The sequence below is a fragment of the Amnimonas aquatica genome, assembly GCF_002943415.1.
In the GTDB taxonomy this organism is placed as follows: Bacteria; Pseudomonadota; Gammaproteobacteria; order Pseudomonadales; family Moraxellaceae; genus Perlucidibaca; species Perlucidibaca aquatica_A.
In genome coordinates, this window is sequence record NZ_PTQZ01000029.1 from 1 (window position 1) to 12,086 (window position 12,086).

General features: G+C 68.5%; 13 protein-coding genes. 4 read left to right on the forward strand and 9 right to left on the reverse strand.

Going from position 1 to position 12,086, the window contains the following annotated elements; all coding sequences use genetic code 11:
• Nucleotides 1–117: 117 nt before the first annotated feature.
• The 9 genes from thiL to glyA all read right to left on the reverse strand — a co-directional run bounded on the left by thiL (nt 118) and on the right by glyA (nt 7,593).
• Nucleotides 118–1,167, reverse strand: a complete 1,050-nt coding sequence (gene thiL, locus C5O18_RS02450; protein ID WP_105191282.1) for a thiamine-phosphate kinase — start codon at nt 1,165–1,167, stop codon at nt 118–120.
• Between the two features lie 15 nt (nt 1,168–1,182).
• Nucleotides 1,183–1,623 (reverse strand): transcription antitermination factor NusB, encoded by a 441-nt coding sequence (nusB, locus tag C5O18_RS02455; protein ID WP_105191283.1) that lies wholly within the window; start codon nt 1,621–1,623, stop codon nt 1,183–1,185.
• A gap of 3 nt (nt 1,624–1,626) precedes the next feature.
• A complete protein-coding gene (ribH, locus tag C5O18_RS02460; protein ID WP_105191284.1) occupies nt 1,627–2,100 on the reverse strand; it encodes a 6,7-dimethyl-8-ribityllumazine synthase in 474 nt (157 codons plus the stop codon).
• A gap of 54 nt (nt 2,101–2,154) precedes the next feature.
• Nucleotides 2,155–3,258, reverse strand: coding sequence for a bifunctional 3,4-dihydroxy-2-butanone-4-phosphate synthase/GTP cyclohydrolase II (gene ribBA / locus C5O18_RS02465; RefSeq protein ID WP_105191285.1), 1,104 nt, complete (start codon nt 3,256–3,258; stop codon nt 2,155–2,157).
• A gap of 88 nt (nt 3,259–3,346) precedes the next feature.
• The gene (locus C5O18_RS02470) at nt 3,347–3,685 is read right to left on the reverse strand and encodes a hypothetical protein (RefSeq protein ID WP_105191286.1); all 339 of its coding nucleotides are present in this window, start codon (nt 3,683–3,685) and stop codon (nt 3,347–3,349) included.
• Between the two features lie 34 nt (nt 3,686–3,719).
• Entirely contained in the window at nt 3,720–4,388 is a 669-nt protein-coding gene (locus C5O18_RS02475) for a riboflavin synthase (RefSeq protein WP_105191287.1), read from the reverse strand.
• 31 nt (nt 4,389–4,419) lie between these two features.
• Nucleotides 4,420–5,643, reverse strand: coding sequence for a bifunctional diaminohydroxyphosphoribosylaminopyrimidine deaminase/5-amino-6-(5-phosphoribosylamino)uracil reductase RibD (gene ribD / locus C5O18_RS02480; protein ID WP_277422137.1), 1,224 nt, complete (start codon nt 5,641–5,643; stop codon nt 4,420–4,422).
• Nucleotides 5,640–6,128 carry a transcriptional regulator NrdR gene (gene nrdR / locus C5O18_RS02485; RefSeq protein WP_105191289.1) on the reverse strand — a complete coding sequence of 163 codons (489 nt, stop codon included), beginning with the start codon at nt 6,126–6,128 and terminating at the stop codon, nt 5,640–5,642. The genes ribD and nrdR overlap by 4 nt, the downstream gene beginning before the upstream one ends.
• Nucleotides 6,129–6,321: 193 nt before the next feature.
• A complete protein-coding gene (gene glyA, locus C5O18_RS02490) occupies nt 6,322–7,593 on the reverse strand; it encodes a serine hydroxymethyltransferase (protein WP_105191290.1) in 1,272 nt (423 codons plus the stop codon).
• Between the two features lie 248 nt (nt 7,594–7,841).
• On the opposite strand from glyA, the gene C5O18_RS02495 reads away from it, so the two are divergent.
• From C5O18_RS02495 to C5O18_RS10700, 4 genes are all read left to right on the forward strand, one after another.
• The gene (locus C5O18_RS02495) at nt 7,842–8,768 is read left to right on the forward strand and encodes an alpha/beta fold hydrolase (RefSeq protein ID WP_105191291.1); all 927 of its coding nucleotides are present in this window, start codon (nt 7,842–7,844) and stop codon (nt 8,766–8,768) included.
• A 23-nt stretch (nt 8,769–8,791) separates the two neighbouring features.
• A complete protein-coding gene (locus tag C5O18_RS02500; RefSeq protein WP_105191292.1) occupies nt 8,792–9,721 on the forward strand; it encodes a metal-dependent hydrolase in 930 nt (309 codons plus the stop codon).
• Nucleotides 9,722–9,885: 164 nt separating this feature from the next.
• The gene (gene ettA / locus C5O18_RS02505; protein WP_105191293.1) at nt 9,886–11,544 is read left to right on the forward strand and encodes an energy-dependent translational throttle protein EttA; all 1,659 of its coding nucleotides are present in this window, start codon (nt 9,886–9,888) and stop codon (nt 11,542–11,544) included.
• Between the two features lie 96 nt (nt 11,545–11,640).
• The coding region (locus C5O18_RS10700) for a hypothetical protein (RefSeq protein WP_206389694.1) at nt 11,641–12,086 on the forward strand (446 nt) is incomplete at its 3' end.

Here is a 12,086-nt window from a genome sequence, read left to right on the forward strand (position 1 = left end):
CTGATCAAAATGATAATACAAGTCATTAAGACCAATACAGATCAATGAGAACAAAACTCATATGCAAGAACCGACAGCCGTCGGGCTGGCGAGGCGGCAGCGCCCGAAGGCGCTCGCTCAGGAGAAATGCCGGTAGCCGCCCGGCAGCGCGACATCCAGGACCTGGCCGTGCCAGCGCAGGTCCAGTCCCGGCGCCTCGGTCACCCGGCCGATGCAGGCCAGCGGCAGCGCCAGCGCGTCGGCCAGGGCGGGCAGCCGCTTCTCGGCGGCGGGAGGAAGGGTGAACAGCAGCTCGTAGTCATCGCCGACAGCCAGGGCCCAGGCCAGCATCTGCTCACGGCCGGCATCGCCACTGCCAGCCAGGGCAGTCAGCGCGGAGGACAGCGGCAGGTGCTCCAGCTGCAGCCGCGCTCCGAGCGGCCCGCCCGTGCCGGCGGATGCCGCCAGCAGATGCCCCAGGTCCTGCAGCAGACCGTCGGAAACATCCATGGCGGCGGTGGCGATGCCACGCAGGGCCAGGCCCAGCGCCAGCCTGGGTGATGGCCGGTGCAGGCGCGCCAGGGCATGGTCGCGCGCGGCCGCAGACAGACCGGTGACGGCATTCGCGACACCGGCCGGCACGGCATCGAGGGCCAGCGCCAGCCCCAGGCCGGCATCGCCGAGGGTGCCGGAAACACAGATCAGGTCGCCCGGACGGGCGCCATCTCGGCGCAGCGCCAGCGCCGGCGGCACGCTGCCGAGGGCTGTCACGGTCAGGCTCAGCGGACCGCGCGTGGTGTCACCGCCGATCAGCGGCACGCCTTCGGCGTCGGCGAGCGTGAAGAAGCCGGCGCTGAGGCCCGCCAGCCAGTCTGGATCGGCCTCCGGCAAGGTCAGCGCCAGGGTCACGCCCTGCGGCCGGGAGCCCATGGCGGCGAGGTCGGAGAGGTTGACGGCCAGCGCCTTCCAGCCGATGTCGAAGGCCGTCGCCGTTAGGGGGAAATGGCGGCCGGCCACCAGGGTGTCGGTGGTGACCGCCAGCGACTCGCCGGGCGGCAGGTCGAGCAGGGCGGCGTCATCGCCGATGCCGAGCCGGACCGGAACGCCAGCACCAGCACCAGTATCGGTGCCGGCGCTAGGCACGCGCTGGAAATAGCGGCGGATCAGGCCGAACTCGTCCAGCGCCATGCCCGCCCTCCGGCATCAGCCGCGTTCGACCCGGCGCAGATCGGCCGCCAGCTTGTCGAGCACGCCATTGATGTACTTGTGCGACTCCGAGGCGCCGAAGGTCTTGGCCAGCTCGATGCCCTCGTTGATCACCACGCGGTAGGGCACGTCCAGCCGGTGCTTCAGCTCGTAGGTGCCGATGCGCAGGGTAGCCAGCTCGACCGGATCCAGCGAGCCGAAGGCGCGGTCGAGGTACGGCGTGAACAGGGCATCCAGCGTTTCCGCCTCGGCCTGTATGCGGTGCAGCAGCTCGTGGAAATAGTCGAGGTCGACCTTGTGCATGGCGTTCTCGACGCGGTAGCGCGCCTCGATCTCATGCGCGGCGTTGCCCGACAGCTGCCACTCGTAGAGGCCCTGGAGCACGAAGCGGCGCGCCTTGCGACGGGCCGATGGCGTGGGGCCGGCGGATTGCGTCATGACTCAGCCTACCGCCTTGAGCACGGAGATCATCTCGATGGCCACCAGGGCCGCGTCGCCGCCCTTGTTGCCGGCCTTGGTGCCCGAGCGCTCGATGGCCTGCTCGATGCTGTCCACGGTGAGCACGCCGAAGCTGACCGGCAGGCCGGAGTCCAGCGACACCACGCCCAGGCCCTTGGCGCATTCGCCGGCCACGTAGTCGAAGTGCGGGGTGCCGCCGCGGATCACGGCGCCGAGCGCGATGATGGCGTCGTACTTGCCCGAACCGGCGAGCTTCTTGGCGATCAGCGGCAGCTCCCAGGCACCCGGCACGCGCACGATGGTGATGTTGCCTTCGCTCACGCCATGGCGCTTCAGGGTGTCGATGGCGCCGTCGAGCAGCGACTCGACGACGAAGCTGTTGAAGCGGCCGACCGCAATGGCGTAGCGGGCGTCGGCGTTCTGGAAGGTGCCTTCCAGGGTCTTGATCTGGCTCATGCAGTGATCTCCGTTAAAACTGGGTCTTGGATGTCCGGCGTTCCACCCGCCGGCTCATTCCGTGGTGATGTATTCGACGATCTCCAGCCCGAAGCCGGAAAGCGCGTTGAATTTCAGCGGCGAGCTGAGCAGGCGCATCTGGGTCACGCCCAGGTCGCGCAGGATCTGCGAGCCGATGCCGATGGTGAAATAGGTGCCCGAGCCCTCGGCGCGACGCACGCGGGCACCGAAGAACTCCTCGATGTGGCCGGCCAGCTCGCTGGCACGGTAGTCCTGGCCAAGCAGCACCAGCACGCCGTATTCGGCGTCGGCGATCGCCGCCAGGCTCTTCTGCAGGTTCCAGCCGATACGCCCGTTCCAGGACGCGTGCAGCAGGTCGCGCAGCGGGTTCAGCGCATGCACGCGCACCGTCGGCAGCACGCCTTCCGCCGGCGCGCCCCTGACCAGCGCGACATGCACGCTGTCATTGCCGCTTTCGCGGTAGACATGCAGGCGGAAATCGCCGTACTCGGTGGACAGCGTGTTCTGGCTGATGCAGTTCACCGTCTGCTCGTTGAGCATGCGGTAGTGGATCAGGTCGGCGATGGTGCCGATCTTCAGGCCGTGCTGCTCGGCGAACTTCTCCAGGTCCGGGCGGCGCGCCATGGTGCCGTCCTCGTTCATGACCTCGCAGATGACGCCGGCCGGCTCCAGCCCGGCCAGGCGGGGCAGGTCGCAGGCGGCCTCGGTGTGGCCGGCGCGGTAGAGCACGCCGCCCGGCTCCGCCATGAGCGGGAAGATGTGGCCCGGTTGCACGATGTCCGACGCCTTGGCGTCGCGCGCCACCGCGGCCTGCACGGTGCGGGCGCGGTCGGCGGCAGAGATGCCGGTGGTGACGCCGGTGGCGGCCTCGATCGACACCGTGAACTTGGTGCCGTAGCCGGAGCCGTTGTTCTGCACCATCAGCGACAGGCCGAGCTGGCCGCAGCGCTCGCGCGTCATGGGCATGCAGATCAGGCCGCGCGCGTGGCGGGCCATGAAGTTGATGTCCTCGGGCCGGCAGTGCTGCGCGGCCATGACCACATCGCCCTCGTTCTCGCGGTCCTCGTCGTCCATCAGCACGACCATCTTGCCGAGCCGGATGTCTTCGATCAGCTCTTCCACCGTATTCATTTTCATGCCGCGTCCGTTCCCGTCACGACCCGCCATCGGGTCTTGGATTCATCTGTGGTCCGGCAGCGCCGGACGGTCATCTGTCATGCCCGCGTCACTGCGCGGTCGCCTTCTGCACCGGCTGCACGCCGGCGGCCCCCTTCAGGCAGGCCTGCCGCAGGCGGCGGATCTCCCGCCCCAGGCTGTCGTGCGGCAGGCGCCGGTCGGGCGCCTCCCAGAACCGGGCATCCAGCGCCAGCACGTCGGTCAGGCCGAAGCTGGTGCGGCCGCCGTAGGCGAACTCGTCGCGCAGGCAGCGGCAGAGTCCCTGGCGCTGCCCCGCGGCCACGGTGGCGTCGCTCATGCAGGCCTGCATGAAGCGCTCGTCGCGTTCGGCGGCGAAGTCCACCGCCGCCAGCGGGCCGGCGGCCGCCAGCAACAGGCCGGAGATCACATGCCGCGCCCGGAGCTTCATGGCCGCGCCCCGCTCAAATCTTGTAGCCGTGCGCGGCGAGGAAGCCGAGCGTGATGCCGCCGGCCACGCCATCCGCCGGCTGCGCCGCCTTGTCGCCCAGCATCAGGCGTTCGAGGTAGCGTGCGAGGATATCCACTTCCAGGTTCACGCGCACGCCCGGCGCCCAGTCGCCGATGTTGGTTTCCTGCACCGTGTGCGGCACGATGTTGAGATCGAACACCGCGCCATCGACCGCGTTCACGGTCAGGCTGACGCCGTCGGTGGTGATCGAGCCCTTCTCCGCGATGTAGCGCGCCAGCACGTCCGGCGCCTTCACCCGGTAGCGGATGGAACGCGCGTCCGGCTCCACCGACACGATCTCGCCGATGCCGTCGACATGGCCGCTGACCAGGTGCCCGCCCAGGCGCGTGGTCGGCGTCAGCGCCTTCTCCAGGTTCACCCGCCGGCCGGCCTTGAAGCCGGCCAGCGTGGAACGCTGCACGGTCTCGCGCGAGACATCGGCCACGTACCAGTCGCTGCCCTGCTCGACCACGGTGAGGCAGACGCCGTTGGTGGCAATGGAGTCGCCGAGCTTGACGTCGCCCATGTCGAGCTTGCCGACCGCCACCGTCAGGCGCAGGTCGCCACCGCGCGCTTCCACGCGCCGGACCGTGCCTACCGCCTCGATGATGCCTGTGAACATGTCTGTGTCCTCGTTCCCGGTGCCGGCGAGCTTACGCCACCACGGGCCTCAAAATCAGCCGGATATCGTTGCCGATGCAACGCAGATCGGTCACCGCCAGGCGCTGCTGATCAGCCATGCGCGCCAGCGGCCAGTCCGCCAGCGGGCGCGCCGCCGAGCCCAGCAGCGTCGGTGCCTGGTACAGCACCAGCTCATCCACCAGTCCGGCGGCCAGGAAAGCGCCGGTGACGCCGGCCCCGGCCTCGACCAGCACCTCGTTGCAGCCGCCGGCCGCCAGCAGCCGCAGCAGCGCGCGCAGGTCGGCGCGGCCGTCGCCGCCGGGCGGCAGGGCCAGCAGGCTGGCGCCGCCAGCGCGCAGGCGGGTGGCGGCATCGGCACGGGCATCGCCGGCGGCGACCAGCGCGGCCAGCAGCGCCTCGTCATGCAGCGCCTCGCCCGCCGCCAGCGCCGGCAGCACGGTGACCACCAGCATCAGCCCGGGCTGCGCCAGCAGCCGCGCCGTCGCCGGCAGGCGCAGTCCGCCATCGAGCACCACGCGCAGCGGCTGGTGCACATCATCTTCGTTTTCCGGCACCGGGCGTCCCGGCGCCAGCTCGGCCGGATCGGTCCATTGCGCCGGCCGCACGGTCAGCGCGGGATCATCCGCCAGCACGGTGCCAATGCCGGTGACCAAGGCGCTGCTGGCCGCGCGCCAGCGCTGCACATCACGCCGCGCTTCGGGCCCGGTGATCCACTGCGACTCGCCGGACGCCATGGCGGTACGGCCGTCGAGGCTGGCGGCGACCTTGGCACGCACCCAGGGCAGGCCGCCGGCCATGCGACGCAGGAAGCCGGCGTTGAGCGCGACGGCATCCGCGCGCAGCAGTCCGGACGCGACCTCGATACCCGCAGTCCGCAGCCGCGCCAGGCCCTGGCCGGCCACCTGCGGATTGGCGTCTTCGCAAGCCGCGACCACGCGCGCCACGCCGGCCGCGACCAGCGCATCCGCGCAGGGCGGCGTGCGTCCGTGGTGCGCGCAGGGCTCCAGTGTCACGTAGGCGGTCGCGCCACGGGCACGCTCGCCGGCCTCGCGCAAGGCGTGGACCTCGGCGTGCGGCTCGCCGGCGCGGGCATGGAAGCCGCGCCCGACCACTTCGCCATCACGCACGATCACGCAGCCCACGCGCGGATTCGGGTGCGTGCTGTAGCGCCCGTGCGCGGCCAGGCGCAATGCCTCGGCCATGCAAGCATGATCCTGCGCGCTGAAACCGCTCACGCAGCCGGCCCGGCACCGCCGTCGCCACCGTGACCACGGGCGCCGAGGCTGTCGATCTCGGCGCGGAAGGCATCGATATCCTGGAAATCGCGGTAGACCGAGGCAAAACGCACATAGGCCACGGAATCGAGCTTCTTCAGCTCCTCCATGACCAGCTCGCCGATCAGGCGCGACTTCACCTCGCGCTCGCCGGTGGCACGCAGCCGATGCAGGATGTGCAGCAAGGCGGCATCGATGCGGTCGAGGCTGACCGGGCGCTTCTGCAGGGCATGCAGCATGCCGTGGCGGAGCTTGCCTTCATCGAAGGGCTGGCGGGTGCCGTCGGACTTGATGACGCGGGGAATGACCAGTTCGGCGGTTTCGAACGTGGTGAAACGCTCGCCGCAGGAGGTGCACTCGCGGCGGCGGCGGATCTGGTCGCCATCGGCGACCAGACGGGAATCTATGACTTTCGTGTCTTCCGCCTGGCAGAAAGGACAATGCATCGCAAAGAACCACCCTGTGTTTCGTCAATCACAGTGAATATGACGGGGATTCCCGCCAAAGCAAGCACAACGCGCCTGCCACCACCCGCCCGAAGCCGGGCTGTCGGCCTGGTGCGGACCCCGGGAGTGAAAACTGTAGCGCCTTGTCAGCGTGTTTTCACCCCCGGGGTCCGCACCAGGCCGGCTCACCACATCAGGCGGCGTACACCGGGTACTTCGCGCAGATGGCCTTGACCTTTTCGCTCACCGCCGCTTCCACGGCGGCATCGCCGGCCGGGTTGCCCTGCAGGCCGCCGATGACATCGGCGATCCAGCCGGCCAGCTCGACGCAGTCAGCCTCGCTGAAACCGCGCGTGGTCACCGCCGGGGTGCCGATGCGGATGCCCGAGGTCACGAACGGCGAGCGCGGGTCATTGGGCACGGCGTTCTTGTTCACGGTGATGCCGACACGGCCGAGGGCAGCGTCGGCGTCCTTGCCGGTGATGTCCTGCTTGATCAGCGAGAGCAGGAACAGGTGGTTCTCGGTGCCGCCGGAGACGACATCGAAGCCGCGCTCGACGAACACGCGGGCCATGGCCTTGGCGTTGGTCACCACCTGCTTCTGGTAGGTCACGAACTCCGGCGACAGCGCTTCCTTGAAGCACACGGCCTTGGCAGCGATGGCGTGCATCAGCGGGCCGCCCTGGTTGCCCGGGAACACGGCCGAGTTCAGCTTCTTCTCGATCTCCGCGTTGGCGCGCGCCAGGATCAGGCCGGAGCGCGGACCGCGCAGGGTCTTGTGCGTGGTGGTGGTGACGACATCGGCGAACGGCACCGGGTTCGGGTAGATGCCGGCGGCGACCAGACCGGCGACGTGCGCCATGTCCACGAACAGGTAGGCACCGACCTTGTCGGCGATGGCGCGGAAACGCGCGAAGTCCAGCACCTGCGAGTAGGCGGAGAAGCCGGCGATGATCATCTTCGGCTGGTGCTCGACGGCCAGACGCTCGACTTCGTCGTAGTCGATCAGGCCAGTGGCGGTGTCGAGGCCGTACTGCACGGCCTTGTAGTTCTTGCCCGAGAAGTTGACCGAAGCGCCGTGGGTCAGGTGGCCGCCATGGGCCAGCGACATGCCGAGCACGGTGTCACCGGCGCTGAGCAGGGCCAAGAAGACGGCGCTGTTGGCCTGCGAGCCGGCGTGCGGCTGCACGTTGGCGTAGTCGGCGCCGAACAGCTGCCTGGCGCGGTCGATGGCGAGCTGCTCGATGACATCTACATATTCGCAGCCGCCGTAGTAGCGCTTGCCCGGGTAGCCCTCGGCGTACTTGTTGGTCAGCTTGGAGCCCTGGGCCTCCATGACGGCGGGCGAGCAGTAGTTCTCGGACGCGATCAGTTCGATGTGGGCTTCCTGGCGGGCATCTTCCTTGGCGATGGCGGCGGCCAGCTCCGGATCGTAGCTCGCGAGGGTCAGGTCTTTGCTGAACATGGTCAACTCCGTCAGGGGGCGGGTTTGTCTCGGGGAAGCGCGGATTCTACCGGAAAACCCGGCGGATGGCAGGTGAAGACATCGCATGCGCCAGACCCGGCACCCCCGCTTCATGACGCCAGAACCGGCAGGTCATGAAACTATTGCAATGTTACATCGCCCAATGTAATGATCGACGCGTCTGAACATCGTTAAGTTGCGCGCAGGCCCGCCATCATCCGGAGCGGCACGCGCAAGGAGACCCGACCATGTCGAAAGCACAACATCACCAGGTGACCGCCAGCGACGGCCTGCGCCTGCATGCCGTGACCTACGGCGACGAATCCGCCACGCCCGTCGTGCTGGTGCACGGCTACCCGGACAACCATCTGGTCTGGGAGCCGGTGGCCGAGCGCCTCGCCGAGCGCTATTACGTGGTTGCCTACGATGTCCGCGGCGCCGGCCGCTCCGAATCCGGCCGGCGCATCCGCGACTACCGCCTGGACCAGCTCGGGCAGGACCTGGCCGCCGTGGTCGACGCCCTGATTCCGGGCCGCGGCTTCCACCTCGCCGCGCACGACTGGGGCTCCATCCAGAGCTGGGAGTCGGTGACCACCAGCCGCCTGCAGGGCCGCATCCTCAGCTACACCACCATCTCCGGCCCCTGCCTGGACCACGCCGCGCACTGGATGCGCCGCCGCCTGCTGACCACGCAGCCGGGCCTGCTGCGCCAGGGCCTGGGCCAGCTCGCCAGCTCCTGGTACATCGTCATGTTCCAGCTGCCGCTGCTGGCGCCGACGCTGTGGCAGACCGTGCTCGGCCGCCTCTGGCCGGCCTATCTGGAACACCGCGAAGGCGTGAAGGAAAGCACGCCCAGCCCGACCCAGACCGCGGACGGCAAGGAAGGCGTGCAGCTCTACCGCGCCAATTTCGTGCCCAAGATGATCAAGCCGGAACAGCGCCACGCGCACTGCCCGGTGCAGCTGCTGGTGCCCACCGGCGACAACTACGTCAACGTCGGCCTGTTCGACGACCTGACGCAGTGGGTGCCCGAGCTCTATCGCCGCGACATCGATGCCACCCACTGGGTGCCGCTGAGCCAGCCCGACCTGATCGCCGGCTGGATCGACGAGTTCGCCCGCCACATCGACGGCACGGAAACCTCCGCCGCCGTTGACGCCGCCCGCGTCGCCTGACCGCATCGCAAGAGGCCATAGCCATGACCACCGCACACGCCACCGCACATCACAAGATCATGCCGCGCAAGGTCAAGTTCGACCTGACTGAAACGCCGCTGCACTGGATCCCGAACGACCCCTTCGCCACCCACCTGATCAACGGCATCCACATGCTGCTGCCGGCCGGCGAATTCTGGTTCTGCCGCGTCTACAACAAGGCGCTGCCGCTGATCACCGACCCGCAGCTGCGCGAAGACGTGACCGGGTTCATCCGCCAGGAAGCCATCCACGCCCGCGTCCACGAAGGCGGCCAGCGCTACCTGCAGGCGCACAACCTGGACACCACCGACTACGTCGCGCGCGCCGACCTGGTGTTCGGCAAGCTGCTCAGCGATGCCCCGCTGGGCCTGCCGGCACTGCAGGTGCGCGCCATCGAGAAGCACTGGCTGGTGCTGCGCGTCGGCATCATCGCGGCCATCGAGCACTTCACCGGCATGCTCGGCCAGTGGTGCATGGACAACAAGACCTGGGACAAGGCCGATCCGGTCATGGCCGACCTGTTCCGCTGGCACCTCGCCGAAGAAGTCGAGCACCGCAACGTGGCCTTCGACCTGTTCCAGCACCTGTGCAAGACCCAGCTCGGCTTCTACGTCAGCCGCCAGGCGCTGATGACGGTGATCTTCCCGCTGTTCATCTACTTCCTGGCCGACGGCTTCCGCAGCATCGCGATCCAGGACAGCAGCGACGCCGCCGTGCGCCGCATGGCCCGACGCTCGATCCCGCGCCTGCTGCTGGAGCTGGAGCGCGTCGGTCGCCGCACCGAGAACGTGCCGACCTTCGGCTTCCTGGTCGCCGGCACGCTGCGCTGGCTGTCGCCGCGCTTCCACCCGGAAAGCGAAGGCAACACCGAGCAGGCGCTGGCCTACCTCGCCCGCTCGCCGGCCGCGCAGGCTGCCGCCACGCTGCACTGACACGCCGCAAACCGGCGGTCCGCCGCCACCGAAGCCCGGTCCGGGAATCCCGACCGGGCTTTTTCATGCGCCGCCGCCGGCTGCTCCCGGGCACCGGCACAGCGCCACGCCCGTCGGCTATACTAGCCGGCTTAATCACCGCCTCCATGACGAAGGTCTGCCCCATGGCTCAGTACATCTACACGATGAATCGTGTATCCAAGCTGGTCCCGCCCAAGCGCGAGATCCTCAAGGACATTTCCCTGTCCTTCTTCCCCGGCGCCAAGATCGGCGTGCTCGGCCTCAACGGCTCGGGCAAGTCCACGCTGCTGAAGATCATGGCCGGCGTCGACAAGGACTTCAGCGGCGAGGCCCGTCCGCAGGCCGGCATCAAGATCGGCTACCTGGAGCAGGAACCGCAGCTCGATCCCGCCAAGGACGTGCGCGGCAACGTCGAGGACGGCGTGCGCGAATGCCTGGACGCCATGCAGCGGCTGGATGAAGTGTTCGCCGAATACGCCATGGAAGATGCCGACTTCGACAAGCTCGCCGCCGAGCAGGAAAAGCTGGAGGCCGTCATCCAGGCCTGGGACGGCCACAACCTCAACAACCAGCTCGAACAGGCCGCCGACGCCCTGCGCCTGCCGGCCTGGGACGCCGACGTGACCACGCTGTCGGGTGGCGAACGCCGCCGCGTCGCGCTCTGCCGCCTGCTACTGTCGCGCCCCGACATGCTGCTGCTCGACGAACCCACCAACCACCTCGACGCCGAGTCGGTGGGCTGGCTGGAACAGTTCCTGAAGAACTTCCCGGGCACCATCGTGGCCATCACCCACGACCGCTACTTCCTCGAGAACGTCGCCGAGTGGATCCTCGAACTCGACCGCGGCCGCGGCATTCCCTACCAGGGCAACTACACCGGCTGGCTGGAACAGAAGAGCGCCCGCCTGGAAATGGAAGAGCGCCAGGAAGAGGCTCACACCAAGGCCCTCAAGCGCGAGCTGGAATGGGTGCGCAGCAACCCCAAGGCACGCCAGGCCAAGTCCAAGTCGCGCATGCAGGCGTTCGAGGAGCTGTCGAGCAAGGAGTTCCAGAAGCGCGCCGAGACCCAGGAAATCTACATTCCGCCCGGAGAGCGCATGGGCGACCAGGTGATCGAGGTCAAGGGCATCGCCAAGTCCTTCGGCGACCGCCTGCTGTACGAGAACCTGAGCTTCACCGTGCCCAAGGCCGCCATCGTCGGCATCGTCGGCCCCAACGGCGCCGGCAAGACCACCCTGTTCCGCATGATCACCGGCGAGCAGAAGCCGGATGCCGGCGAAGTGCTGGTCGGCCAGAGCGTCAAGGTCGCCTACATCGGCCAGATCCGCGACTCGCTGGATGACAAGAAGACGGTCTGGGAAGAAGTCTCCGGCGGCCTCGACATCATGAAGGTCGGCGACTACGAAATTCCGTCGCGCGCCTACATCGGCCGTTTCAACTTCAAGGGCCAGGACCAGCAGAAGCGCGTCGGCGAGCTCTCCGGCGGCGAACGCAACCGTCTCCAGCTCGCCAAGATCCTGCAGGCCGGCGCCAACGTGCTGCTGCTCGACGAACCCTCCAACGACCTCGACGTGGAAACCCTGCGCGCCGTCGAAGAAGCGCTGCTGACCTTCCCGGGCGTATCCATGGTGGTCTCCCATGACCGCTGGTTCCTCGACCGCATCGCCACCCACATCCTGGCCTTCGAGGGCGACGAGGTGGAGTGGTACGACGGCAACTACACCGAGTACGAGGAATACCGCCGCAAGAAGCTCGGCAGCGATGCCGGCCCCAAGCGCGTGAAATACAAGAAGATGGGCTGACACGGCCCCACGTCCGGCCGGCAACCGCCGGTCCGGGCGCGGTCAACTGCCCCGGCCAGCAGACGTTCTGCTCAGCATGACATGAGGAGAAACATCATGACGGACACCCAGAACCGCAAGCTTCACCCCCTGCTGGCCGCCGCCGCCGTGGCGGTCATCCTGCTTTCCGGCGTCGGCATCGCCAAGATGCTGGACTGGCTGCCCGGCAGCGATCCCGCCGCCGTGGCCGCCGAGCATCAGGCCGAGGCCGACCGCCTGGCTGCCGAGGCCAAGGCTGCTGAAGAGGCCGCCAGGGCAGAAGCCGAAGCCACCGCCAAGGCCGAAGCCGAACGCGTGGCCGCGGAGAAGGCAGCCGAAGCCAAGGTCGCTGCCGAGAAGGCCGAGGCCGCGCGCGTCGCTGCCCGCAAGGCAGCCGCGGCGGAACGGGCGGCTGCCGAACGCCAGGCACGCGCCAGCCAGGGCGGCTCGGTGCAGCAGGTCAGCACCAGCGCTGCGCAATACGCATCGACCTGCGCCACCTGCGGCGTGATCACCAATGTGTC

Bases quoted from the DNA above. Each gene is read 5' to 3' on its own strand.
- thiL (WP_105191282.1), bottom strand. From the start codon at position 1,167: ATGGCGCTGGACGAGTTCGGCCTGATCCGCCGCTATTTCCAGCGCGTG.
- nusB (WP_105191283.1), bottom strand. From the start codon at position 1,623: ATGACGCAATCCGCCGGCCCCACGCCATCGGCCCGTCGCAAGGCGCGC.
- ribH (WP_105191284.1), bottom strand. From the start codon at position 2,100: ATGAGCCAGATCAAGACCCTGGAAGGCACCTTCCAGAACGCCGACGCC.
- ribBA (WP_105191285.1), bottom strand. From the start codon at position 3,258: ATGAAAATGAATACGGTGGAAGAGCTGATCGAAGACATCCGGCTCGGC.
- C5O18_RS02475 (WP_105191287.1), bottom strand. From the start codon at position 4,388: ATGTTCACAGGCATCATCGAGGCGGTAGGCACGGTCCGGCGCGTGGAA.
- nrdR (WP_105191289.1), bottom strand. From the start codon at position 6,128: ATGCATTGTCCTTTCTGCCAGGCGGAAGACACGAAAGTCATAGATTCC.
- glyA (WP_105191290.1), bottom strand. From the start codon at position 7,593: ATGTTCAGCAAAGACCTGACCCTCGCGAGCTACGATCCGGAGCTGGCC.
- C5O18_RS02495 (WP_105191291.1), top strand. From the start codon at position 7,842: ATGTCGAAAGCACAACATCACCAGGTGACCGCCAGCGACGGCCTGCGC.
- C5O18_RS02500 (WP_105191292.1), top strand. From the start codon at position 8,792: ATGACCACCGCACACGCCACCGCACATCACAAGATCATGCCGCGCAAG.
- ettA (WP_105191293.1), top strand. From the start codon at position 9,886: ATGGCTCAGTACATCTACACGATGAATCGTGTATCCAAGCTGGTCCCG.